Source organism: Clostridium sp. KNHs214 (assembly GCF_000744935.1).
Classification (GTDB): Bacteria; Bacillota; Clostridia; order Clostridiales; family Clostridiaceae; genus Haloimpatiens.
Map to the genome: position 1 here is coordinate 133365 of NZ_JQMW01000004.1, position 22989 is coordinate 156353.

The following is a 22989-nucleotide window of genomic DNA, read 5'->3' on the forward strand; positions in this document are numbered from 1 at the left end:
TATATCTGCGAGATTCTATCAAATAAATTAATCTCTTGGTAATGTCATGGCCAAGGCATAAGCTACATTTACTGTAACTGCATTCCCTGCTTGCTTATAAAGTTGAGCATCTGAATTTACTCCTCTTGCCCTATCAAATAATTCATCTGGAAATCCTTGAAGTCTAAAGCATTCCTTTGGAGTTAATCTGCGAATACGATAGTTCTCATCAAGTGTCCCAATCTGACATCCTGTATCGATGGTATTTGCAATACCCTTTCCAACCCTTCCTCTCCTAGTTGTTGAATTGGGCATTGCCATGTTTATGCTATCTCCTATATTTGCTTCAGAATAACCTTTCTTTGTAGCTTCTTTAATAGCTACTCCATGTCTATCTTGACTAGTTAATGTGAACATTGGCTCTTCACTTGTTTTCATTCTTCTTCCATTTTGTCTTTTTTCTTCTCGGTCTGGTGTTAAAACAGGATAAGCTTCAAGTACACCACTGTTCATAGCAGTTCTGTTTACTACTCCTGCTGTATATCGAGAAGTAATACATCTTGATGTATCTGTTATTTGAGTCTTTGTAGTTGATTGGTCTATAAAATACAGACCTGTTTTTGCTCCTGCTCCTCCACCATTTGCCGTTAATGTTGGAGATATACCATTTGTATCATAAACATTTCCACTTTCTCCTCTGCCACTTGGATTAACATTTCCTATACAGTAAAGACCCGTCTTTGCTCCAACTCCACCTGCGTTACCCACAAGAGTTGCTGAAACACCTTCAGGGTTGTAAACTCTATATCCTTGCATTCCACCTATAATTTGCTTAAGAGCTGCTGTGTTTTCTCTGCTGAGAGGTAATATTTCTCGTCTACCTCTGCTTCTAAGATTTGCGATAATGAACACACGCTCTCGGTTTTGAGGGACTCCGAAGTCCTTTGAGTTAAGCACCTGCCAGACAGCATCATACCCTGCTTCGTCCAACTCAGAGAGAACGGTGGCAAAATCAAATCCGTTATTAATTGACAGCAAGTTCTTAACGTTCTCAATAAGTAAGTATGTGGGTTTATCCGTTTCTTCTTTGCCCTTGATGAGGTCAATAATGCTGAAATAGATTCCACTTCTTTTTCCTCTGAGTCCTCGCTGCTTTCCTGCCACTGATATATCTTGGCAGGGGAATCCGAAACACCAGATATCTGCATAGGGGATTTCCTCTGCTCCAAGTTTTGTAACATCATCTGAATACCACTCTCCTTCCGTATCAAACATTGCTCTATATGATTTAACTGCAAATTTATCCTTTTCACAAAATCCAATGCACTTATAGCCTGCAAGCTCTAGTCCTAATCTAAAGCCGCCTATTCCTGCACAAAAATCAAGGAAGGTCATTTTCTTCACCTTCCTTTTGGATATCAAGATATTTTGTTTTTACACCATCTCTTAAAAGAAACACACTATTATCAGAGCCAACCTGCTCAATATATCTTTTTACAATAACATCAGCATACTTCTCATCCAGTTCTATGGTATAGCATATTCTGTCGGTTTGTTCACAGGCTATAAGGGTTGAGCCACTACCACCAAAGGGGTCTAGAACAATAGAGTTCGTTAAACTTGAATTAGTAATAGGGTAAGCTATTAATGCTATTGGTTTCATTGTTGGGTGATACTTTGATTTAGTAGGCCTATCAAAATTCCAAGTAGTTCTTTGTTTTCTATCCCCATAGAATTTATGTCCTGCAGTGGGTTTCCACCCTACAAGAACTGGTTCATGATTATATTGGTAATCACATCGACCTAGTACAGGTGAGTTCTTTACCCAAATACAAGTTTGATGACAAAAGAACCCTGCATCCTTAAAGGCTACTCTAAAATTAACCGTTTCTCTATCTGCATGGAACACATAAGTTGAACCCCCATCTGCTATGCTTTCATACATCCCTTTATATGCATTTAGAAGAAACTCATAGAATTTTTTATCATCCATGTTATCATTCTGAATTGTTCCTGCAGTACCTTCATAAGCTACATTGTAAGGTGGGTCAGTTACGATGAGATTTGCTTTTTTTCCATCCATTAATATTTCGTAGGTATCAAGCTTTGTACTGTCCCCACAGATTAAACGATGCCTGCCTAACAACCAAATATCCCCTTGTTTTGTAATTGGACTTTCCGGTAAGGGTTCGTCAAAACCATCTTCTTTTACACCCTTTGGATGAAGTTCATTAAACAATGCATCGATTTCCGGTGGTTCAAAACCTGTGAATGCTGTATCATAATCTAAAGATTGTAAATCCTTTATTAGATCAGCGAGTAATTCCTTATTCCACTCCCCACTGATTTTATTAAGAGCAATATTTAATGCCTTTTCTTTGGTTTTATCAACATCAATAACAACACAATCAATCTCTGCAAATCCCAGTGTTTTTAATACTGATATTCTCTGATGACCACCAATAACCGTTAAATCCTTATTAACTATTACGGGGTCCACATATCCAAATTCAGTTATACTATTTTTAATCTTTTCGAATTCACTATCTCCAGGCTTTAGCTTTTTTCGTGGGTTATAGGCAGCTGGTATAAGCGAATCTATCTGTAACTTTTTAAATTCCATCCTCTTCCCTCCAAAATCTATCTTTTATGTAACAGTTATGACTACAATACTTTCTCTTCTTATTGCCATAAGCACTAAAATCATTACCGCAGTATGGGCAAGTATATCTGTAGGTGGCAGCTTCACTTTTCTTTCTTTCACTTTGATGTTCATTCCACCATTTTCGTCTGCACTCTTCAGAGCAAAATCTCCTTGTCCTACCTTGATGTTTTTGTTTGATGGGTTTCTCACAGCAGGCACAGAGCAGGTTTCTTTTTATTTTTTCATCCACATTAAGGGCAACAACACATGAGTCACCATCTAGACTATTGCGCTTACAAAACCCTCTAACACTATCCCTGGATAATCCTAAGATTGTTGCAATAGCTTTATATCCCATACCTTTCAATCTTAGTTCCCTAATTTTTTCTTTTTCTTCAGCTGTCATGTGAGTTGCTCCTTTCAGTAAACTTTTATGCAATAAAAAAACAACCACAAATCCTTATGGTTGCTAATCTTCAGCTTTCTATTTTGCGATTTTCTAGTACCCCCCTTGCTTAATTCTGCGAAATTTCACGCAAAGGGGGGCGGCGGTCCCGAACGGAAAGGTTTTAGAGATTTGATGCCCCCTATTCCTTCTTAAAAATTTTTTTCCAGAATCTTTTCTTTCCTCCAACTTCATGATCAAGCCCTTCATAATAGTTACACGTACTATTAAAATGAAAATCTTTTCTCAACTCCTCTAACAAAACCTCTCTAATAATTTTTATTTCATTAGCTCTAAATGAATGAGGATCTCCTAAGGAAACAACCTCACTCAAAGGCTGTACTTCTAAATATCTTGTTTCTAATGGGTTTTCAAAGTACTCTCTCGTTGCATTTGCTGTATCACAAAAACAATAGCCGTTTTCACTAGAATATTCTCTTCCTATAACAAAACTAAACTTTGAACATCCTTGTGGTGACAAATCTTTTGAAACTGCTTTTATATAATTCTTCATATTTTTCCTCTCAATACATTTTTTACTTATAATTATACACCACGTATTTGTCCTCTGTCATCGTCTTCCTATCGTGGCAACTCTTACAAAGAGACTGCCAATTACTCTCGTCCCAGAACAATACTTTATCTCCTCGGTGTGGTTTTATGTGGTCAACAACAGTTGCCTTAATAAGCTTACCTTGTTCCTTACATTTAACACACAAGGCATTATCTTTTAAAAATCTATTCCTAGCTGTCCTCCATCTACTGTCATAACCACGCCTTGTAGCATTAGGTCTATCTTTTAAATATAGTTCTCTATGATCATCACAATAGCTACCGTCAGTTAACTTTGGACATCTTGGATGTTTACACGGTTTTAATGGTTTCTTTGGCAATCTACACACCGTCCTTTAGACATAAGAAAAGCACCCACCGTTTATTAAGTAGATGCTTCATGCTAATCTTTCATACTATTAGTTTACCATTTTTAATTCGTCATTTTCGTCAACTTTGACTTTTATTAGCTTTACTTTATGCTCCCTGTGACTTGCTTCTTCTAGATAGTCCTTCTTCCTTTGCTATGTTAGCAACTTCAGTTGTTGAGATTCCTACTGCATTACCAATCTCTTCATAAGTATATCTAAACTTATCAGAATAAGGAGAGTTTTTTTCTTGCAGTAAACGAATAGTATCTCTACGATCTACGTCTTTAAATTTTGACCGAACTTCATTTTTGAAATCTTTAAATTCATTTTTAAAATCCCTAAGTTCATTTTTAATATTAACATTCTCTCTTTGCAATTCTCCTAATCTAGGTCTATTTGCCATAACATTACCTCCAGGTGATTATAATATATTTTAATACTGATATAGTATCCAACAATAAAACTTAAAATTCATTATGAATAAGTTTTTCATAATCCATATTATACCACCACTGAAACCATTGAATTTACTACATATAACCCTTCTAACTAAATTAGTTTTTGAAAAAGTTAAATCTAGTTCTTAGGTTTATGTTTTAGTTGATTAATCAATTAGCTTTTTTAGCTAGAAATCTATTGTGTTTTCTTCTTGGATACTGTTCATCATGCTCACCAATACTAAAAGCTACTTGTTGCCAACTTAATCCATTTATATATCTTAAGGACATTATCATTCTCATCTGACTATCCTCAATGCTTTCTATGTACCTGTTTAGTCTGTTCAGTTCATAAAAGCACTTCTTTAAATTTAAATCTAGTAGTTCCTTAAGATCTGCAATCTCTGCAGCATATTTACCAACCTTGTCAGATATACCAGGAGCGTGTGGCATTCCTGTTATTTTCGCTGTAGTAGAAGTGGCAAGGCATTCTAATTCTGCAATTCTATTTTTAAGATGTTCAATTTCTCTATTAAGATAATATAGCTGTGATAATTCCTGCTTAGTCACAAGCTCCACCCCCAATTCTTGCTTTGATCGCATTAATTAATGCATCTTGACCAGTTTGTTTTTTTTGAAGTGCATTCATCACCTGCTCATCAATCGTTCCCTTAGAAACAATATGATGAATTATAACTGTTTCTTTTTGTCCCTGTCTCCATAGCCTTGCATTGGCTTGTTGGTATAATTCCAAACTCCATGTAAGACCAAACCAAATAAGAGTTGATCCGCCTGCTTGAAGATTAAGACCATGGCCAGTGGATGCAGGGTGAGCAATAGCAATAGGTATTTCACCTTTATTCCATTTTGAAATATCTTCACTTGTTAATATTTCAGTAACCTTAAATCTCTCTGATATTCTTTCTTTATCATGTTTGTAAGCATAAAATACAAGGACAGGTTTACCATTGGCAGCTTCAATTAAGTCTTCTAATGTATCAAGCTTTTTATTATGGATATTCTTCACTGCTTTAAATTCATCATAGACAGCACCATTTGCCATTTGAAGTAGCTTATTTGAAAGAGCAGCTGCATTCACTGCATCTATATCTCCATCAGTAAAAGGAAGAAACATCTCACTTTCTAGTTTCTGATATAAGGCTTGTTCCTTCTCTGACATCTGAACCTCAACTACATTATCTATTCGTTCTGGCATCTTTAAGTAATCACAAGCTTTCATACTAACACAGATGTCAGAAATTTTTTTATAGATTAGTTCCTCTGCACCTTCTCTAGGTTTATAGCTAAAGATTACTTGTTGATTTCTTTTATCTGGAACAAAATATTCATTTCTAAAGCTTCCAATAAATCTTCCTAATCTTTGACCCATATCCAGTAGATTAATTTCACTCCATAAATCCATTAGGCTATTTGGTGCCGGTGTTCCAGTAAGTCCAACAATTCTTTTTACCTGGGGTCTAACTTTACGAAGTGCCTTGAACCTTTTAGCTGTAGGTGATTTAAAACTCGATAGTTCATCAATAACCACCATATCGAAGTCAAATTTATAATTTTCACAAAGCCATTCTACATTTTCACGATTGATGATATAAATATCAGCTTTTCTTACAAGGGCCAATCTTCTCTGTTTTTCACTACCTAAAACTTTTGAAATTTTAAGTGCTGATAAATGCTCCCATTTTTCACACTCTTTGCTCCAAGTATCCTGTGCTACTCGAAGAGGAGCAATAACAAGAATCTTTGATGCTTCAAAATAATCGAATAATAATAACCATATTGCTGTTAATGTAATTACCGTTTTTCCAAGTCCCATATCTAGCATTAAAGCACAAGCAGGGTGCTTAATAATAAAATCCTCAGCATATTTCTGATATTCATGTGGCACATATTTCATCAAGCACACCTCCAATTTGTTCTTTATTGTCAATGCAATATACTGAAAACCCTAATACTTCTAATTGACTTTTTCTCTTTATTTGAAGAGGACGCATTTTCTTCTTAGGAGCCTTTAGCTCAATGAATGCTAGCTTTCCACCCTTCATCAGTATTAATCTATCGGGAACACCTATCATTCCAGGTGATATAAACTTCAGTGCTAACCCTCCACGTTTTTTTACTTCTTTGGTAAGTGCTTGCTCAATACTTTTCTCGGAATATACCACAGCCATAATCTTTCATCTCCATTTACTACACTTATTGTTTTGACTCCTAGTCTTTCTTTTGCTGCTTTAACTTCCTTTTTTGACATCCCTTTAAGTTTTGCTAGCTCATACACCATTGAATATTCAACAAAGTCATCTTTTAAGATTTCTTCTATTATGCAATCCATTTTAAAATCCCCTTTCAAAATTGGTGGAACAAGGACTGGAACAAAGGTATAAAAAACCCCTTACGTGTGTGTGCACCCTTATAGGTACATATTGACTACTTTTTTCTTATTATTTATTTCAAAAGAGATTTTCTTGTTCCATTGTTCCAAACTGTCCTTTCCACCCCTAATTACTTAACTTCTTTACTGGAACATACCTTTGGTACAACCTAACGGGTTGTTCCTTTTGTTCCTATAACTTGTGGTACAAGATTTATCTAATTCTTCTCTTGTTCCACCCTCATAAAAGCTCTTTGCTTATTATAAATTGGAAATCTTGTAGTTCCACTTTTCGTTCCATCGTAAGGTTTCCAGTTTTCAATCCTAGCCATTATTGCTGTAATTTCATAGGAATCACCTTTTTTAAGATTGGCTGAATCCTTACCAAAGCACTCACACCAAATCTCCATAGGACAAACAATCATACGTTTTACTGTCCCTTCTATTGCATTCCCAAAATCTCCGCCAGTTAGGAAGTTTCTGCGTTCATATAAACTCATCTCACTCCAATTCTCAGGCAACAATTTTTCAAGATATTCTCGAACCAAGCCCTCACGATCATCGGTTTCCATAGCATCAGCCTGTTCTGACATAGCAATTTGTGCTTCATCACCTTTAAGAAATAAATCTTCTCCTTTTTTATACACATAGAGAGCTTCTGCCCATATTTGATCAATGGCTTTTAGCTCCCATGCTTTCTTTACACTATTACCACTAACTCTTACGGGCCAAAATCTTCGATTTCCTGTGATATCTCTTAAAAATCCACTTTCGCTGTTAGTGCTTCCAACTATTACACACTGTCTTGGATGACTCTCAACATTAACTCCGTAACTAGCACGATACTTATCATCTGTCCTAGAAACAAAGGATTTTACAGTTTCCACATCAGTTTTCTTGATTCCAGCTAGTTCACCAAGTTCAAGGAGCCAATAACCTTGTAATTTTTCAGCTGCAGCCTTATCACGCATATCTGTTATTGTTAAACTATCTGAAAACCACTTAGAGCCAAGTCTTGCAAAGAATGTACTTTTTCCTATTCCCTGGGGTCCATTCAGTATTAAAACACTATCAAATTTGGTACCAGGTTCATAAATTCTTGCAACTGCTGCCACTAGGGTTTTTCTAATCACTGCCCTAGAATACTTGTTATCCTCTGCTCCTAAATAATCAATTAAAAGTGTATCAAGTCGCTCTATACCATCCCACTTGGGTAAATTATTTAAATATTCCTTGATAGGATGAAATGCCCTTTGTGCTGCAACAGCAATGAGTGCTTCTTTTATTTTAGTGGGAGACCATACCCCATAGGTTTTATCAAAATACACTTTAAGGGATGACATATCTGAATCATTCCATCCTCTTTTAATTTGTTTCCATGGTAAATCTCCCTTTACATCTATACCATCACGATGTTGATTGTAGGCTATTACCTTTAAGTTCTCATCATTTTGAATAATGAGAACTAAATTTTGCAAATCATCTTTTATCTGTCCATTTTTATTGATAGTTAGCTTTTCTTGCCAGTTCTCATCAGTTATAGTGAAATCAGAGTTTGCCTGTTCCATACGTTCTTTGGATAGTACTTTCTTTACCATGTCATCTTCAGTACAGAATTCCTGTATAGCTTTATAAGAAGGTAACTTTGATGGAGGAGTATCTTCATCTGCCTTACCATCTAGCTCACCGAATTTATGAATTCTTACTAAATCAAATGAATTGCACAACTTGCTACAAGCTGGATCTGTAGCATGATGGGAATATGCAAATTTATCATCATAAATAAGTACACCTGCAGTTGAATCAGCAGGAATATAATCATATCTACCTTCAAGTAAACTTGGCTTGTACACATCAGATAGGAATTTCTCTATTGCTGCTCCTATGGTGTACGCTCTACAGAAGACACCAATTAACCCCTCCTTCTCTAAAGGGTCAGCTTGTTTTGAAATGTTCTTATTTACAAGGCTTGTCTGCCTTGAGGACACAGGCCACTGACTACTGTCATGCCAATCCTTATATCTTGAAAGCACCTTATCAGGGTCTAAAAGAGTTCCTTCCTGCCTTTCAAATACAAACTCCCCATCACTTGAGGTTGATGGCCAGTACATTAACCTTGTTGGTTCATATGTGGTATCATCAAACTGCTCAATTCCAATATCTGAAGCTATCATTCTTCCTATTGCTTTATATTCATCTGCTGAAACATTCCTTGCAAGAGGAATAATTAATCGAAGTCTTGGTTTCTCAGAAGTGTGTTTATGGGTTGAATAAATGCAGCAGGTGAAATCATAAAACATAGTAATTTGATCCCACACACCGCTATCTGCATAATCCATATCAAGTGTGAGCATGGAGCGAAATTCAACAAACCCAGTTTTACGCTTGCCCTTTCTTAATCTGCCACCTACAAATCCCCCTACATCTTTGATGTTATCTTGTTTTGGCTTTGGTAACTTTTTATATTCTTGGGTACTCTCAGTAGTTCTATGGGTGATACTTACTTTTGCTACAAAGTCCTCCCAAGAAATCTCAATGTTTTTCCATACCTTTTCTGTTCTTGAGTTTGCTACTGCAATTTGCATGAGGATCACCTCCACATAGTTTTTGTTTCATTTTATTTAAGCCTTTTCTAGCACCACCTAGGTCACCTGCTAGTGCTTGACCTCTCAGTGTTTTAAAGGTATTTCTCGGTAATATAGTTTTATAATGCCTTAGTTCCTTTAAAAAACTTTCCATGGTTCTAATCCTTTCTGTAATATTCACATTCAAATCCATCTGCACGAAGTGGTAACCCTTCTGCCCAAGTTGGAGGAATAGCCATTACATCACATACCTCTTTTAAGGAACCTTGTTCTACCTCTGATTCAACCACTATTTCATCATGTACATGCATTACGATGTCATAACCTTTATCAGCTACACGAAGCATAGCTTCAGCTAATAAATCTCTAGCAGTAGCTTGAACAATATTCTCTACAAGCTTTGGACCGTAGGTTTCAATCCTCTCCCACTTTTTCGTAGTACCAATACCTTCATAGGTGATACCTTCTCGTCCAAACTTGTTCATCTCAATTCTAGGCTTTATATATGAAAGTTTTCGTCCAGATGGTAAGGTGATAAATAAGATGCCACTTTCATAATGGATTTTAATTTTATGAGCTACTGTAGCAGTTCTTTCCTTTACTGCTTTAAGTGCCGCTTTATCTATATCCCACCATAATTTTGTAATGTTAGGATTTGCCTGTCTCCAAGCTGTAACGAGACCTTGAAGTTCTTCTTCCTCTACTCCCATATCAAGAGCACCCATAGCTGTAAGTGCTCCAACTGAGCCTCCATAACCCAGGGCCAATTCTGATATTTTGCCCTTTTGCCTGAGTGGTGAAGTTTTTGTTATCTCCTCAATAGGAACCTTAAACATCTGACTTGCACTGGCCTCATATATCTTCCCATGGGTTGCAAACACATCCATTCTCCACTTTTCGCCTGCAAGCCAAGCTATAACACGGGCCTCAATAGCAGAAAAATCGGCCACTAGAAATTGATGATTAGGTTTAGGAATAAAGGCAGTCCGAATAAGTTCAGACAGTACATGGGGAACACTTTCAAATAATATTTCAAGGGTACTAAAATCACCGTTTCTCACTAAATTACGGGCAAGTGTTAAATCCTTTAAATGATTCTGAGGTAAATTTTGAACTTGCACTAAACGCCCTGCCCATCTACCTGTTCTATTTGCTCCATAAAATTGAAGTAGTCCTCTAACTCTTATATCAGGGCAAACTGCACGCTCTATGGCTTCATATTTTTTAATTGAGGTCTTGGCAAGTTGCAACCTCAAATTTAGAAGTCTTTCCACTTCTCCATCAGATTCCTTGGCGAGATCAGTTACAGTTTTCTTAGTTAAAGAATCTACCTCTACTCCATTTTCAAGTAACCACTCTTTTAGCTGTGCTACAGAGTTTGGATTTTCAAGTCCAGTCAATTCCTGTGCCTTAGAAAAAGTATCTTCTTTATGAAGCCTATCGCACTCCATAGCTTTTCTTACAAGCTTCATATCTACAAGAACTCCTCTATCATTGATTTGCTGATCCAAGATATACACTTTCTGTTCACTATCACTAACAGGATATTTTTCTATCTTTTTACGGATTGCTCTTTCTACCTCAACATCTCGTCTACAGTAGCTTTTGAAAGTCTCCCATTTATCCACAGCATGATGTGGGTAATTTCTTGTTCTCTGTCTATTGGTCTTTGTGGCTTTGCAAGGAATAGAAAAATACCTGATTAAGTCCTTTCCTTCCTTCATCTTCTGCTCTGTTAGTCCTAAAACTTGTGCAACACCTTCTAGGGATAGAGGTAATCCTAAGCTAGCTGATTGTACTGCTGTACATTGCCAAGAGTTAGGAGATAATGTTTGATCTAAATGCTTTGATAAACAGGTTCTTTCAAACTGTGCATTAAAGGCAGTTTTAATAATGCTTTCATCGATAATTGCTGCAACGATTTCATCTGGCAAGTCTTCTCCACTAGCTAAGTCCACAACCTCTACCTCATCTTCATCAAAAGCATAAGCAAATAATAGAATTTCAAAATATGGAGAAGCGGTGTATGCGTAAACACCGCTTTTTTGTAAATCCACATCTGAGAAAGTTTCAATATCTATTGCTAAAGTTCGCATACACCTCACTCCCTAGCTTAAAAAGTCGTCATCATCAGCTGATGCGAAATCATCCTTAGCTGAACTACGTCCACTTAATGCTTCGCCATCAGAAAGCTTTTGGAGGTTACCTAATCCGCAAGCTACTCCCTTATTACCGTTTTGATTGAATGCATAGAATGTGATACTAGCTCTTCCATAGCAACCACTATAGACTTCACTTTGGTCTAGAATAGGTTTCACATTCTTGTCCACTATTTGAGGTCTGTCCTTACTATTCGCATTAACAAAATAACTGTTCTTATAAGCCTCATCATCCGCTCTGTCGATGTCACCGTCACGAAGGGGTGTTTTTAAATTGGCAGGAATTTTCCCTCCAAACTTTGCCTTACCTTCTTGCTTAGCAGCTTCAATAGCAGCCTTGATTTCATTAATTGTCTTTGTATCAGATTTTGGGATGATAAGAGAAACACTGTACTTCTCATCTCCACCATTGATTGATTTAGGCTCCCATACATTCGCATATGAGAAACGTACCTTACCTGTAATTACCTTTGTTTTGTTATTATCCATGATTATATTTCCTCCTTAAAATCAGCTTCTGCCGTATTATTTAATTTAATTGATTGTCTTTTATCTGAACTAGGAACTAAGGTAGGTTTGCCTTGAGGTTTTTCCACCAAATCTCCTAGAATACTTTTAAATTTCTTCTTACCTAGTAATTTTTCCATAGCTGTAATACCAAGTAATGATTGAGTATAGATGTCTGTAATACCATTATCATTACAAACTTTAATGACTGCTTCTTCACTTGCATATTTACGATTGGAACGTCCTTCAACAAGCTTAAACCCTGTCCATTCTTTGCCCTCTCGTATTGAAAGGTCGGTAGCATATGCATAAACATCACTAGCCCAAGTTGAAAGCCTATCAGCAACTGTAAGAACTTCTGCTATTTCCTCATCTGATAGAAGAGAAGGTAACTTAAAATCATACTTTGCAAGTGATAGGTGTTCTTCTGCTCTTGCCCTGCAAGTTTGACGTGCTCTACAGAACCTACAATGTTCTCCAGGTAAAAACTCTCCCTCTCCATTGATAGCAAGTTGTGCCTTTGGTCGAAGTTCTATTTCTGCCCAGTTAGTTAATTCATCTGCAGAGATTTCATATGTAGAAACACTCTCAAGACGGGGTTGGCAGATGGTCATTCTTACTCTTTGAATATCATAAAGGCTATCAAAGAGGGTAAAGGCCCCAAGGGCATATAACTTCATCTGTGGATTGTCCTCAGCAGAGACAGCAACTCCTTTACCATATTTCAAATCAACTATGTCCAAGGTAGAATCTGCAATAATAACTAGATCCCCCGTCCCGAAGCCTTCTGGAACATAGCAGGAATAATCCAATCTTTGTTCTATGAGAATAATAGGGTCCTTACAATATGACCTAACTTCTGTTATTAGTTCAGTAGCATAATCTACATATATATCTGTGTAATTTTCAAGTTCCTCACTATCAAATTCACTAATAGGTCTTTGTGATTTTATACCTAAGAAGGTTCTTAATTTATGTTCCGATAATTCATGTGCAGCTGTACCTTCAGCAGCAAACACACTTGTAGTGTTTTCGAACTGTTCCTCAAGTCTTGCAGATGGTGGACAATGTAACCACCTGTGGGAACTTGAAGCAGACAGAAGTGCATGTTTCCCCATTAAAGCACCTCTGCTTCCTTGAGAAGATCCTTATAACAAGAAGGGTCAATATCAGTTAGCTTATTTGCACCGTATTTTATAATGAGTGCTTTAACTTCAAGCTGTTTTCCACCTTGAGATTTAGCAGCTAAGACAGCTCGTACTTCCTCAATGGTAATTGGCTCTTCCTTTGGTGGAACTACTTCTTTAGAAGTTACTGGTACTTCTGCTGTATTGTTATTTCCCATTGCATTTACTAAGGATTCAATACTATTAGCAAGACCCCTTAAATCCGCTACTACATCAAGTGCTAGTTTAATTTTACTCATGATGCAAATACCTCCTTATTCCCTATAAGTAGTAATCTAAAAGTTTCTCTTCCCTTTGGAGTGATTAATGTCTGAACTCCTACCCAACCGGTTTTATCATTTTTAGACTCTTTAAGTTCAAATAGTCCATTGTTCTTATCTGCAAAGGGTTTTAATTGGCCTTTTCCATCTCTGTAGATAAACTTCTTATCTAGCAGAAAATTGATAAAAATCTTTTGCTGTACCCCTAATTCCTTTGCAGTGTCTCTGAAATTAGTCAGAAGGTTTCTATCCACTAAATCATCAAAATACTCTGCTTTAGGTTGCATAATTGCATTTTGTACAGCAAGTCTAGAGTTTTCAATTTGTAAATACTTAATTTTGCTATCAGCCATTTTTAATGCTCTAGACATTACCATCTCTGGTGTGTTCCATGCTTTCTCAAGTGCTATGAAATATTGGCGAGCCATTTTTCCTTTTTCAGTTCTTTGAATCATACAGAGTTCTTTCGCCATTGGGATTGTTATTTCATAATCAGTAACTGCTCTTTTAACTTCCCTTGAACCTTCATTTTGAACTTGCTTAATTTTGAGCGAGTTGAAATCTATCCCTTGGCTAAAGCCATATTCACACATTCTGGGAAACCAATCCTTGAAATGTGTTTTAACTTCTAAAAATTGATGAAGTTCTCTTGCTGATACAGTTGGATCAACCTTGCTATAATCAACCTTGATTAAATCATTCATGCTCTGTAACCTCCTCACATATGTCATTAAAATATCTAACTGGAATATCATTTTTGATCGCAAAACTTAGTTCTGCTCTCATACCATCTGTCAATTTGTTTCCAAAGCACCAAAGTTCATCACTCCGCTTTAATAGTTCAATTCCTAGTTCAATCCCTGCCTTGCGTTCTTCCGGTATATCTTCATCAAGAAACTGTGGATTGTGAAGATGTGGTGCAAATGGTATTGAGCCTTTAATATAGGCAAACCGACAGTAACCTTGTGCCTTTCTGGTATTGTGTTCAATGTCACCAGCATAGGGTGAGCAAATAAATACTAGCTTCATTTTGAACCCCCTTCTGCAACCGCCTTTTCTTTTGGTGCTACTTGTTTTAATAGATCATGTAATCTTTCTTTTACTTCCTTTTGCTTTGGTCTCAGCTCCTTTAGAACAATATTTGCTCCATTAGGATTGGTGATGGTAATTTTTATAGTTTGCATAGATTCCACCTCCTCGTGGTTATTTTCAGAGGGTGTGGTTTTGCCCTCTATATATAAGCCACGAGAAATGGAGATGTTGCCCCCCTAATCCAAATATTTTTTTAACTGCCCTTTAATTCTTTCTAAACGCTTATGTACTGAGGACTTGTTAATACCTTCTTCACGAGCAATTTCGGTTAGAGATTTCTCTTCAAAATATACTTTCTTTATTAGCTCCTGTTGCTGAGGTAACAGCTTGTCCATAGCAGCATATAAAGCCTTAAGCTCCTCGTTGTTTTCAGCAATTGCTTCAATATCTGATGACTTGTCCTTAAATTGAAAACCTTGCTCTTCCATATCAGCAATAGAATTATGTCTGCGTGTTTCTGCTCTGTTTTTGTTGTACTCAATTTTTTCAATTTCGATAATTACTTCTTCTACCTCAGCTGGTACCTCAATTTCAATAACTTCTCCTGTTGCAAATTCATATTTAATCATTTTTCATTCTCCTTTTCATTTTTTATTTGGGATTTAAATGTTTGTGATGGGGCTAGCTCTGCAGTGGAATGTAAAAAACTCCTGTTTTGAAAAAACAAACTGCAGAGTTTTTACTGTTTGGCAGGTAATACCTAAATGTCTAAAAAACATGTCTAGGTACAAAACCCATAGGTCTAAGGGGACATGGCACACGTATGTGCAGTTGATGGAATGTTCTTTTGCAAATAAAAAAAGATGGCCAGAAAATCACCAATTTCTTGGTAATCATCTGGCCATCTAGTAGCTCTGCGATGAGGTTTTATTTAGTTTTATAAATTATCTTCTTCAATGAATAAAATTGAACAACAACTTTATCCTTGCACCTACACTGAGAAGTTACTGGTCCAACGGTTTGTTCCGTCACATCAAATAACCTTTTATTGCATTTTGGACATCTTATTTCTTTTGTCATAGGCAACACACTCCTTTATTAATTAACATATAAGCTAAATAGCTTACACTATAGGTAAAAAAATATAGTTCTCCCCCATGAGTGTAAGCTATATTGCTTACACTCATGGGTTTAAAAACGCCCCTAATCGGGGCGGTTGCTTTCACTATAAGGAAAACTCTATTATTGATGGAGAACCAAATTTTATAAGTCCTAACTCTTTCAATCTGTATTCAGCAGCTTGATAAGATACATTAAAAGTACTAACAACTTCCTGAACATATGTAGCGTTTCTGAAAAAATCAATCTCAGGTGGTAAAGACTTAATTAACTTTATCACCATTCTTTTTGGCATCAGCAAAGCAGAAGATAAATAGTTTGCTTGCCACTCCATACTATCTCTGTCATCCCACTGGGACACTGGTTTTGTCTTTCCATTAACAGGTACTGCCCTACACTGGATCATAGGCTCAGTTGGACTATCGCATAAAGACAGTTGGTTGGGGTCATATGAAAAATAACCTCTATGAAAGATATCGTGTCCCCCTTCATGTCCCATTGTATACCGATATCTATGTTCCTGATCCTCTTCAAGCAGATTATTGTCTATTATAACAGTTCTAGCTTTAGCACTGATATATTCTGCTGTATTGGTTTCAGGAATATATACTGGAACTTTATTTGTATCATTAAATACGGTCATCCCCAAGTATACCCCATTGTGCGATAGATACTGGAAGTCCTGCTTTAAACCAAGATAGTTCAGGACAAAGGAGTCAATATCTATTTCCATAGGGTTTTTCATTGCTTCTGGACTGAAATCAAAGATGAACTGCTCAGCAATATTATCGATTTCAGCTTTACTCAAAACTGGTACCCCATTCTTCTTTTTTCTATAAGATGGAAAATACATCGAATAAAATTACCCCTTTCTCTTTTTGAGTTCTTTTACAAACTCCAACCATTCTTCCTCTCCAGCATCTAAATCCCTGGCTGTACGAAGTGCTGCACTTACATAGTCCCTCTCCATAATATACTCTGGAAGGTCTGGGGCCACTTCATTACGTTTCTTTCCTGCTAAATCAAGCATTATAGTCTTATCTTCTTCTGATAACATTAGGATATTAGCAAGAATCTCTAATTTCTCAAGGTCAAATGGATTACGTCTGTCTTTTTCAACGTCACTCAAATATGGCGGAGTTATGCCTAATTTCTTCGCCATTTCTCTAAGCGTTATTTGCTTTTCCTCCCGCTTTTGTGTGATAAAATCACCAAAATTTAAATATTTTTTACTCATCTTTTTTTCACCCATTCTATTAGTTTATGCCTACCTTTTTTATTTTCGCCTATTCCCTTTGGATTATAGGTCTTTCGCTTTGTTGTAGGTCTTTATTCATTATTTATCGGGTATATTTTATTTAACAGCTTTTATGCTTGTAAGCAAATCAGCTTATATATGAATTATATACGCAAAAAAACGGCTTGTCAATAGATGGAATAAAAAAATTTCTCTATCACAAGCCTCTTTGCTTAAACAATTATATACTTTGTTATAAATTAAAGTACTCATATGCATTTAGTTGTTTATTCTTGATATATAGTTCAAACATCATATGTGCGGGAACTTTCTTTACTAAAATATTACCAACAGCTAACATATCTTTTATCTCTTTAAGTTCAGCAATTCCTTTTTCTTCTGTAACATCTTTATCAGAAGGAAATAATAAGATATTATACTTCTTATTAAATCCATGTTCAATCATGAACTGTTTATAAATAGCCTCATAAACATATTGCTTAATTACATCCTCTACTCCTGGATTCCCATTTACTGTATCTACTTCCAAATGTAAATTATAATACTTAGCATCCCATATTACAAAATATTTATCTGTGTTATTTCTAAATATACTTATTAGATCTAGTACTAACGATTTCTTTGCTTTATGTCTTTTTTGACTAGGTATTGTTGTTAAATCCTCGTTTGGAATCCAATACGGAAATGGAACAAGTTCTTTTAATCTCTTTACTTCTCCAGTTGCCTTAACATATTTAGCTTGTACAATTGTTTGGTCCAATTCCGATATAGCGTTGAGTCGAGTATTACATTTATTATCTAATACAATTGCACATACCTTTTCCCAAACCAAATTAAAGTCCATTGTACCAAAAAGTTGATATCTATCATCTATATCTTTATTAAATTTTCTCTCAAAAAAGGCTAACATTACTTTCAATAAAGTCTGCTTCTTCGCAACAAATTGAATATTAAGTTCTTGATTTATTCTATTAATTACATATCTTTCATCTAAGAACCAATTCTCATCAACCTCAAACTCAATTTCAGGTAAAGAAAAAATATTATTTAAACCAACCTCGGATAACATTCTAGATGATTGTGTAATAACATATTTATGTAACATTCTAAAAAAATCATTATTATTATCTATATTTTCATAGGTAATTAAATCAAAATATATTGGACGATTCTTAATAACAAAAGGATCTATTTCATTGACGGTCTTGTCCCAATCTATTTCACCATCTCCGTTTATTTCATAAACATTTTTCTGATTATGATACAACCCATTATCAATAAAGTCTGTTAGTATATAGATAATTAAATTAAGCATATCTATAGCTTCTTCTGATTCATATACATCGATTGTTCCTACATTACTTTCTACAATCCCATATTTTCTAAGTACTTGAATTATTAATTTAAGCAATCTGTCTTTTTCTTCAGTAGTATATGTTCTACTAAGATACTTTGGTAAACATTTAATAACAATGTTTTTATACAGAATAATGCCTACATACTTAAAAGCAAATTTTTCTAAGTCTTCATCAATCTCATCTGTGTCATTAATTTCTTTCAGTTCAGAATGCGACTTAATTATTCTTCTATTTTTATATTTTAGTTTAGAAATCAATTCTTTAGTCTCATCTACAGAAATATCTAGTCTATTACTAATCTGAGACAAGCTAAGTTTTTCTAGTTCGATAAAATAAGCTGATTTCAATTCTATCACCTACCTTTTTATAAAGATTACATTCTATGGTGTTGTCGTAGAACCGGTAGGTGTTGTCGTAGATCCGGTAGCTGTTCCAGTTGCCACAGTAGCTCCTGGAGTTACAGTAGTTGGAATAAAAGTTAGATTTAAATCCTTTATCACATCTATACCCATAAGGCCATATTTGTTTAATAACTTAGAATATGTATTTATGTCTTCTTCAAAGAAATCTTCTCGCTTATGCTTGATTACATCTTCAAATAAATACATTAAAAGTTTACTTTTAAATGCTGAATCAAAATTACTTAATAATAAGTCACTCTTACTTAAGAAAAATGGACCTAAAAATTTATCTTCATTTATAGTTCTTAGTTGTGCTAATTTGTCATTGATTGCGTGTCTTACATCATTCCATTTTGATTTTCTCCCATCTGGGAAAGTTACAATTGCATCATTATTTAATTCACCTAAGTTAATATCTATGTATTCAAAACTCCATCTTCGCTTAAATGCTGTATCTACTGGAAAAACGCCTTGATCTGCACTATTCATAGTTGCCCATATATACATATTACTAGGTATTTTAATAGTTTCATAATCGCTAGGAACTCCACCAATTTCTTTAGCTAGAAATTCTCTTAAGTCTTGACTAGTTTGAATTTCATACTCACTATTACCGTTGTCATCCCTATCTAGAAGCTGAAAAGTATCTCCAAATACTGCCGCAACGTTTGCTCTATTTATTTCTTCAATAATCAATAGATATTTTGTAGGTTCTATATCATTTTTATAACTTTTGAATGCTTTCATCCAAGTCCTTAGAAAGGGACCAGCTACATAACTATATTGAATTTCATCTTCAGTTACTGTTACCCCACCAACTGTTTTAGTTTTGGTTACAGTTTTAGGTTTATATGTTCCAACAAACTGTGCATATGAGTAGTTAGGATGAAATGTAACTCTCTCATAACACCCAGTAAAATCATGAGAACCTATTTGATAATTTCCAGTGTTATTATCCCAAATATATCCTCTTGCATTCTCTTTTAGCATATTACTCTTTCCTGTTCCTGGTGCTCCAAACAAAATTCTATTTCTCTGAAATGGTATACCACTCATTGTATTGTTTACAAATCCCATTCCTAAATTGTTATCAATCTTTTTTAATAAGAGTAACCCTTTCTCTGTTAACTCGTACACCCTAATAGGATTTGTAGTAGTTGTATTTCTTTCAATTAATCCTAAATTCATTAATGGTGTAAGAAATCTATAATTCGCATTAGGGGTATAGTCCCCTTGCTCAACATCTCCTCCACGTCCAACAAAACCATAAACATCTTTTACTCGTTTGCACAACATAACTCTATCTGCTTGGTTTGGAAATATGCGTTCAAACTCTGTTCTACTATCTGGGAATCCAAATATTTCTCCGTGTAAGTAACCTTCTCTTAGAACACATAAAGTAGCATTGTATATCATTTCAAAATCTCTAATTGATTTAATATTTTCTAATCTATTTATAAAATAGTCCTCTATTGATATATTACTGTTTATAAAATAGACAAAATCATCTGTTAATTTACACGTATCTGTATCAACTATATCCAAAAACTTAAATTCTCTCATTATTCTTAAATTTGTAGCAAATGTATCGGTAGTTATAGCTACCCCTAATATATCAGATGAAATTGTTGCTTTAGTTATTAACAACATACCATTGTTCATATAATGGTCTTTAAACTTATTAACAGCTTCAAAAATATCTCTAGGAATACTTTTTGATGGACGTAGTCCATCAGAATCAATTAGTTCACTTTTAAAATCAGTATAAAGTTTTTCAATGTTGCAAAAAACTACTTGTAAACTATTCATCGTTATTGCCCCCTGTAATATTATTTAAATAATCTTTAATACGGTTTGCTAAAACCTCTGCCAATATTGGCGGAACAGCATTACCCACTTGCTTATATTGCTCTTGCTTTGGTCCTGTAAAAACATAATCGTCTTTGAAGCTTTGTAATCTTGCTGCTTCTCTTACAGAAGGCACTCTAAGCTCTTCATAATGAAAATAAGTTCTATGGCCTGTGTCAATTGTATAAGAAGGTTTACTTCTATCCATACGTCTTAATAATGCTAAATATTTCCTACCCCCTCTAAGCTCTTCTGGTATATCCCTTAAGCTACCACCTTCGGGAACAAGTGCTATAGTTTTTTTTGTATCCTCTGTGTGAGCAGATTGTAAATGATTGTTCAATGTAGTTGCTCCATTACGAATATATTTCTGATATTCTGTAAGAGGCTCTTTTGAGTAAACAGTATTGTCCTCTCCTTTATCTAATGAAGGCAAATCAGAAATAGCATCCTCAATACTAACAATAGGTAAATTGCCAACTGGAAACTCGAAGTCTTTATTACAGTATTCTTTTCTTATGCCCAAAAAGAAAACTCTCTTTCTATTTTGTGGAATCCCATAATCTACAGCATTTAACGTATCATAGAATACTTCGTACCCAAGATTATTTGCTCTCTTAATTATATCATCTTTTACCAATCCTTTAGCGAAGTTTAAAATTCCTGTTACGTTTTCAATCAAGAAAAATTTAGGGTGTACCCATTCTAAAATTTTAAAGTATTCGCGATAAAGTTCATTTCTTTCATCATCAATAATTCTTTGCCCCGCAGTGCTAAAACCTTGACATGGTGGGCCACCAATGATACCATCAATTTCACCATATTTTTTAACATAATCTTCATCTATCTCTTTAATATCCTTAACAATACCGACCTTTTCTTTTCTATTATGGTTGTATGTTTCAATAGCATGTTTTGAAAAATCAATCGCTTGTACTACTTCAAAACCATTTCTTTCAAAACCTAAGCTTAAACCACCCGCCCCACAAAATAAATCTAATAGTTTATATACTTTCATTATCTAATACCTCCAAAATTGCTTTTGCTAATGCATTTGCTAGTAATGGTGGGACAGCATTACCTACCTGTCTAAATTGTTGCATTTTACCACCTATGAACTCAAAATCATCTGAAAAGCTTTGAATTCTTGCACATTCCCTAACAGTTGGAACTCTATCAAATTTGGGGTGAAAATAAACATTATGCCCCGTGTCTATAGTTACCGATTGAGATTTAGAATCTAAACGTTTTAAATAATTTGAATGTCTATTATTTCTTTTAGACTTAAATAATTCTTCTGGTACACACTTCCAATTCCCACCTTCTGGGACATGTCTAATTTTCTTTAGAACACTCTCTACAGGATAGTAAATAAAGTGGCTATTTAAAATATTACCACTACGCATTTGTTCTTGATATTTAGATTTGGGTTTGCCAAGAGTATAATTGTATCCTGAGTTATCTTCAGTTGCTATTTCTTCAATTTCACTAATATCTGACAGTGCATCCCAGACAGTAACTTTTTCTTTTTTATAGTTATAAATACTATCAAAATTAAACTCTCCGATATCTTTTCTTATGCCCACAAAGAAAGCTCTTTTTCTATTTTGAGGAACACCGAAATCTGATGCATCTAAAACTGCATGACACACATTGTATCCACTTTCAGTTAGTAGCTCAGTTATTTTATTTTTTGCAAATCCATTTTTAGCTGTTAATATTTGACGAACATTTTCTATTAATAATGCCTTAGGTTTTATGTAATCGACAAATCTAATAAACTCAAAAAATAGTTTATTTCTAGGATCATCTTGGGCGTTCTTATCCCACCTGTTTAATCCTGAGAAACCTTGACAAGGTGGTCCTCCAACAATAATATCTATATCACTGAACCCGGTTTTTTCAACATCAATTTCTGTTATATCCCCATTTATCACATTGGCATCAGGAAAATTTTTAGCAAAGGTTTCACAAGCTTTATCATCAGAATCTATGGCTCCTACAACACATATTTTACCAGTCTGTCTAAATCCCTCACTAATTCCTCCACATCCAGAAAATAAGTCTATTAATCTGTAATTCATTCTTTATCTCCATCCTCTACATATTCTAAAATATCTTCTACATTGCAACTGAAAAATTTACAAAGATTATTCAAGACACAAATATCAATTTTTCTTATTTTTTCGTTATAGAGATCACCTATTGTGTTAGGTCTAACACCTATAGCGATTGATAAATCTTTTCTTGACATTTTGTGCTTTCCTAGTAGCTCGGATACCTTTACTCTTATCATGGATTCTTCCTCCTTGCAATTGACCACAATAAAATTTATATCATAGCCAAAACAAAATGTCAATAAATTGATACAAAATAACATAATCAGATATTTAATATCAATTATTGCTATTTTATATCAATTATATTAACTTAGTCAACTTGAACAAAATAACATGAA

At 34.9% G+C, this 22989-nt stretch carries 28 protein-coding genes; all 28 read right to left on the minus strand.

The window, feature by feature from the left end; translation table 11 throughout:
• Positions 1–27: 27 nt before the first annotated feature.
• Positions 28–1383, minus strand: coding sequence for a DNA cytosine methyltransferase (locus tag CC89_RS00850; protein WP_185750630.1), 1356 nt, complete (start codon positions 1381–1383; stop codon positions 28–30).
• The gene (locus CC89_RS00855) at positions 1361–2602 is read right to left on the minus strand and encodes a site-specific DNA-methyltransferase (protein WP_035288013.1); all 1242 of its coding nucleotides are present in this window, start codon (positions 2600–2602) and stop codon (positions 1361–1363) included. The genes CC89_RS00850 and CC89_RS00855 overlap by 23 nt, the downstream gene beginning before the upstream one ends.
• On the minus strand, positions 2592–3029 hold the full coding sequence (locus CC89_RS00860) for a helix-turn-helix domain-containing protein (protein ID WP_035288016.1): 438 nt from the start codon (positions 3027–3029) through the stop codon (positions 2592–2594). The genes CC89_RS00855 and CC89_RS00860 overlap by 11 nt, the downstream gene beginning before the upstream one ends.
• A gap of 181 nt (positions 3030–3210) precedes the next feature.
• On the minus strand, positions 3211–3582 hold the full coding sequence (locus tag CC89_RS00865) for a DUF7666 domain-containing protein (RefSeq protein WP_035288018.1): 372 nt from the start codon (positions 3580–3582) through the stop codon (positions 3211–3213).
• 22 nt (positions 3583–3604) lie between these two features.
• Entirely contained in the window at positions 3605–3970 is a 366-nt protein-coding gene (locus CC89_RS00870) for an HNH endonuclease (protein ID WP_502685616.1), read from the minus strand.
• A gap of 127 nt (positions 3971–4097) precedes the next feature.
• Positions 4098–4394, minus strand: coding sequence for a hypothetical protein (locus CC89_RS00875; RefSeq protein WP_035288022.1), 297 nt, complete (start codon positions 4392–4394; stop codon positions 4098–4100).
• A 205-nt stretch (positions 4395–4599) separates the two neighbouring features.
• Complete coding sequence (locus CC89_RS00880; RefSeq protein ID WP_035288024.1) at positions 4600–4998, minus strand: hypothetical protein; 399 nt, start codon at positions 4996–4998, stop codon at positions 4600–4602.
• Entirely contained in the window at positions 4991–6343 is a 1353-nt protein-coding gene (locus CC89_RS00885; protein WP_035288025.1) for a DEAD/DEAH box helicase, read from the minus strand. Before CC89_RS00885 ends, CC89_RS00880 begins: the two co-directional genes overlap by 8 nt.
• Positions 6324–6617 carry a VRR-NUC domain-containing protein gene (locus CC89_RS00890; RefSeq protein ID WP_035288027.1) on the minus strand — a complete coding sequence of 98 codons (294 nt, stop codon included), beginning with the start codon at positions 6615–6617 and terminating at the stop codon, positions 6324–6326. The genes CC89_RS00885 and CC89_RS00890 overlap by 20 nt, the downstream gene beginning before the upstream one ends.
• Positions 6563–6778, minus strand: coding sequence for a hypothetical protein (locus tag CC89_RS00895; protein ID WP_035288029.1), 216 nt, complete (start codon positions 6776–6778; stop codon positions 6563–6565). Before CC89_RS00895 ends, CC89_RS00890 begins: the two co-directional genes overlap by 55 nt.
• A 257-nt stretch (positions 6779–7035) precedes the next feature.
• Positions 7036–9402 carry a virulence-associated E family protein gene (locus CC89_RS00900; protein ID WP_035288032.1) on the minus strand — a complete coding sequence of 789 codons (2367 nt, stop codon included), beginning with the start codon at positions 9400–9402 and terminating at the stop codon, positions 7036–7038.
• On the minus strand, positions 9350–9583 hold the full coding sequence (locus tag CC89_RS00905) for a hypothetical protein (RefSeq protein WP_035288035.1): 234 nt from the start codon (positions 9581–9583) through the stop codon (positions 9350–9352). The genes CC89_RS00900 and CC89_RS00905 overlap by 53 nt, the downstream gene beginning before the upstream one ends.
• Positions 9561–11498, minus strand: a complete 1938-nt coding sequence (locus CC89_RS00910; RefSeq protein WP_035288037.1) for a DNA polymerase — start codon at positions 11496–11498, stop codon at positions 9561–9563. Before CC89_RS00910 ends, CC89_RS00905 begins: the two co-directional genes overlap by 23 nt.
• A gap of 12 nt (positions 11499–11510) precedes the next feature.
• Positions 11511–12050, minus strand: a complete 540-nt coding sequence (locus tag CC89_RS00915) for a DUF2815 family protein (protein WP_035288039.1) — start codon at positions 12048–12050, stop codon at positions 11511–11513.
• Positions 12051–12052: 2 nt separating this feature from the next.
• Positions 12053–13186 carry a DUF2800 domain-containing protein gene (locus CC89_RS00920; protein ID WP_035288041.1) on the minus strand — a complete coding sequence of 378 codons (1134 nt, stop codon included), beginning with the start codon at positions 13184–13186 and terminating at the stop codon, positions 12053–12055.
• Positions 13186–13494 carry a hypothetical protein gene (locus tag CC89_RS00925; protein ID WP_035288043.1) on the minus strand — a complete coding sequence of 103 codons (309 nt, stop codon included), beginning with the start codon at positions 13492–13494 and terminating at the stop codon, positions 13186–13188. The genes CC89_RS00920 and CC89_RS00925 overlap by 1 nt, the downstream gene beginning before the upstream one ends.
• The gene (locus tag CC89_RS00930; protein ID WP_051931357.1) at positions 13491–14219 is read right to left on the minus strand and encodes an antA/AntB antirepressor family protein; all 729 of its coding nucleotides are present in this window, start codon (positions 14217–14219) and stop codon (positions 13491–13493) included. The genes CC89_RS00925 and CC89_RS00930 overlap by 4 nt, the downstream gene beginning before the upstream one ends.
• Entirely contained in the window at positions 14212–14544 is a 333-nt protein-coding gene (locus tag CC89_RS00935) for a DUF7768 domain-containing protein (RefSeq protein WP_035288046.1), read from the minus strand. The genes CC89_RS00930 and CC89_RS00935 overlap by 8 nt, the downstream gene beginning before the upstream one ends.
• Complete coding sequence (locus CC89_RS20235; protein WP_185750631.1) at positions 14541–14699, minus strand: hypothetical protein; 159 nt, start codon at positions 14697–14699, stop codon at positions 14541–14543. The genes CC89_RS00935 and CC89_RS20235 overlap by 4 nt, the downstream gene beginning before the upstream one ends.
• Positions 14700–14783: 84 nt before the next feature.
• On the minus strand, positions 14784–15176 hold the full coding sequence (locus tag CC89_RS00940) for an RNA polymerase sigma factor (RefSeq protein ID WP_035288048.1): 393 nt from the start codon (positions 15174–15176) through the stop codon (positions 14784–14786).
• A 298-nt stretch (positions 15177–15474) separates the two neighbouring features.
• A complete protein-coding gene (locus CC89_RS20240) occupies positions 15475–15627 on the minus strand; it encodes a hypothetical protein (RefSeq protein ID WP_185750632.1) in 153 nt (50 codons plus the stop codon).
• 145 nt (positions 15628–15772) lie between these two features.
• Positions 15773–16474: an ImmA/IrrE family metallo-endopeptidase gene (locus tag CC89_RS00950; RefSeq protein ID WP_185750633.1), complete on the minus strand. Its 702-nt coding sequence runs from the start codon at positions 16472–16474 to the stop codon at positions 15773–15775.
• A gap of 54 nt (positions 16475–16528) precedes the next feature.
• Positions 16529–16918 carry a helix-turn-helix domain-containing protein gene (locus tag CC89_RS00955; protein ID WP_286161268.1) on the minus strand — a complete coding sequence of 130 codons (390 nt, stop codon included), beginning with the start codon at positions 16916–16918 and terminating at the stop codon, positions 16529–16531.
• A 238-nt stretch (positions 16919–17156) separates the two neighbouring features.
• Positions 17157–18629, minus strand: a complete 1473-nt coding sequence (locus CC89_RS00960; protein ID WP_035288054.1) for an LlaJI family restriction endonuclease — start codon at positions 18627–18629, stop codon at positions 17157–17159.
• 33 nt (positions 18630–18662) lie between these two features.
• On the minus strand, positions 18663–20492 hold the full coding sequence (locus tag CC89_RS19350; protein WP_051931359.1) for an AAA family ATPase: 1830 nt from the start codon (positions 20490–20492) through the stop codon (positions 18663–18665).
• Positions 20485–21549: a DNA cytosine methyltransferase gene (locus CC89_RS00970; RefSeq protein WP_051931360.1), complete on the minus strand. Its 1065-nt coding sequence runs from the start codon at positions 21547–21549 to the stop codon at positions 20485–20487. Before CC89_RS00970 ends, CC89_RS19350 begins: the two co-directional genes overlap by 8 nt.
• Complete coding sequence (locus CC89_RS00975; protein WP_035288060.1) at positions 21536–22615, minus strand: DNA cytosine methyltransferase; 1080 nt, start codon at positions 22613–22615, stop codon at positions 21536–21538. Before CC89_RS00975 ends, CC89_RS00970 begins: the two co-directional genes overlap by 14 nt.
• Complete coding sequence (locus tag CC89_RS00980) at positions 22612–22827, minus strand: helix-turn-helix domain-containing protein (RefSeq protein WP_035288064.1); 216 nt, start codon at positions 22825–22827, stop codon at positions 22612–22614. The genes CC89_RS00975 and CC89_RS00980 overlap by 4 nt, the downstream gene beginning before the upstream one ends.
• Between the last annotated feature and the right edge of the window lie 162 nt (positions 22828–22989).

Excerpts from the sequence above, each read along its gene's own strand:
- CC89_RS00970 (WP_051931360.1), bottom strand. The coding sequence starts at position 21,549 with ATGAAAGTATATAAACTATTAGATTTATTTTGTGGGGCGGGTGGTTTA.
- CC89_RS00895 (WP_035288029.1), bottom strand. The coding sequence starts at position 6,778 with ATGGATTGCATAATAGAAGAAATCTTAAAAGATGACTTTGTTGAATAT.
- CC89_RS00915 (WP_035288039.1), bottom strand. The coding sequence starts at position 12,050 with ATGGATAATAACAAAACAAAGGTAATTACAGGTAAGGTACGTTTCTCA.
- CC89_RS00865 (WP_035288018.1), bottom strand. The coding sequence starts at position 3,582 with ATGAAGAATTATATAAAAGCAGTTTCAAAAGATTTGTCACCACAAGGA.
- CC89_RS00920 (WP_035288041.1), bottom strand. The coding sequence starts at position 13,186 with ATGGGGAAACATGCACTTCTGTCTGCTTCAAGTTCCCACAGGTGGTTA.
- CC89_RS00860 (WP_035288016.1), bottom strand. The coding sequence starts at position 3,029 with ATGACAGCTGAAGAAAAAGAAAAAATTAGGGAACTAAGATTGAAAGGT.
- CC89_RS00900 (WP_035288032.1), bottom strand. The coding sequence starts at position 9,402 with ATGCAAATTGCAGTAGCAAACTCAAGAACAGAAAAGGTATGGAAAAAC.
- CC89_RS00940 (WP_035288048.1), bottom strand. The coding sequence starts at position 15,176 with ATGATTAAATATGAATTTGCAACAGGAGAAGTTATTGAAATTGAGGTA.
- CC89_RS20235 (WP_185750631.1), bottom strand. The coding sequence starts at position 14,699 with ATGCAAACTATAAAAATTACCATCACCAATCCTAATGGAGCAAATATT.
- CC89_RS00935 (WP_035288046.1), bottom strand. The coding sequence starts at position 14,544 with ATGAAGCTAGTATTTATTTGCTCACCCTATGCTGGTGACATTGAACAC.
- CC89_RS00925 (WP_035288043.1), bottom strand. The coding sequence starts at position 13,494 with ATGAGTAAAATTAAACTAGCACTTGATGTAGTAGCGGATTTAAGGGGT.
- CC89_RS00955 (WP_286161268.1), bottom strand. The coding sequence starts at position 16,918 with ATGGGTGAAAAAAAGATGAGTAAAAAATATTTAAATTTTGGTGATTTT.
- CC89_RS00885 (WP_035288025.1), bottom strand. The coding sequence starts at position 6,343 with ATGAAATATGTGCCACATGAATATCAGAAATATGCTGAGGATTTTATT.
- CC89_RS00910 (WP_035288037.1), bottom strand. The coding sequence starts at position 11,498 with ATGCGAACTTTAGCAATAGATATTGAAACTTTCTCAGATGTGGATTTA.
- CC89_RS00975 (WP_035288060.1), bottom strand. The coding sequence starts at position 22,615 with ATGAATTACAGATTAATAGACTTATTTTCTGGATGTGGAGGAATTAGT.
- CC89_RS00855 (WP_035288013.1), bottom strand. The coding sequence starts at position 2,602 with ATGGAATTTAAAAAGTTACAGATAGATTCGCTTATACCAGCTGCCTAT.
- CC89_RS19350 (WP_051931359.1), bottom strand. The coding sequence starts at position 20,492 with ATGAATAGTTTACAAGTAGTTTTTTGCAACATTGAAAAACTTTATACT.
- CC89_RS00875 (WP_035288022.1), bottom strand. The coding sequence starts at position 4,394 with ATGGCAAATAGACCTAGATTAGGAGAATTGCAAAGAGAGAATGTTAAT.
- CC89_RS00930 (WP_051931357.1), bottom strand. The coding sequence starts at position 14,219 with ATGAATGATTTAATCAAGGTTGATTATAGCAAGGTTGATCCAACTGTA.
- CC89_RS20240 (WP_185750632.1), bottom strand. The coding sequence starts at position 15,627 with ATGACAAAAGAAATAAGATGTCCAAAATGCAATAAAAGGTTATTTGAT.
- CC89_RS00890 (WP_035288027.1), bottom strand. The coding sequence starts at position 6,617 with ATGGCTGTGGTATATTCCGAGAAAAGTATTGAGCAAGCACTTACCAAA.
- CC89_RS00980 (WP_035288064.1), bottom strand. The coding sequence starts at position 22,827 with ATGATAAGAGTAAAGGTATCCGAGCTACTAGGAAAGCACAAAATGTCA.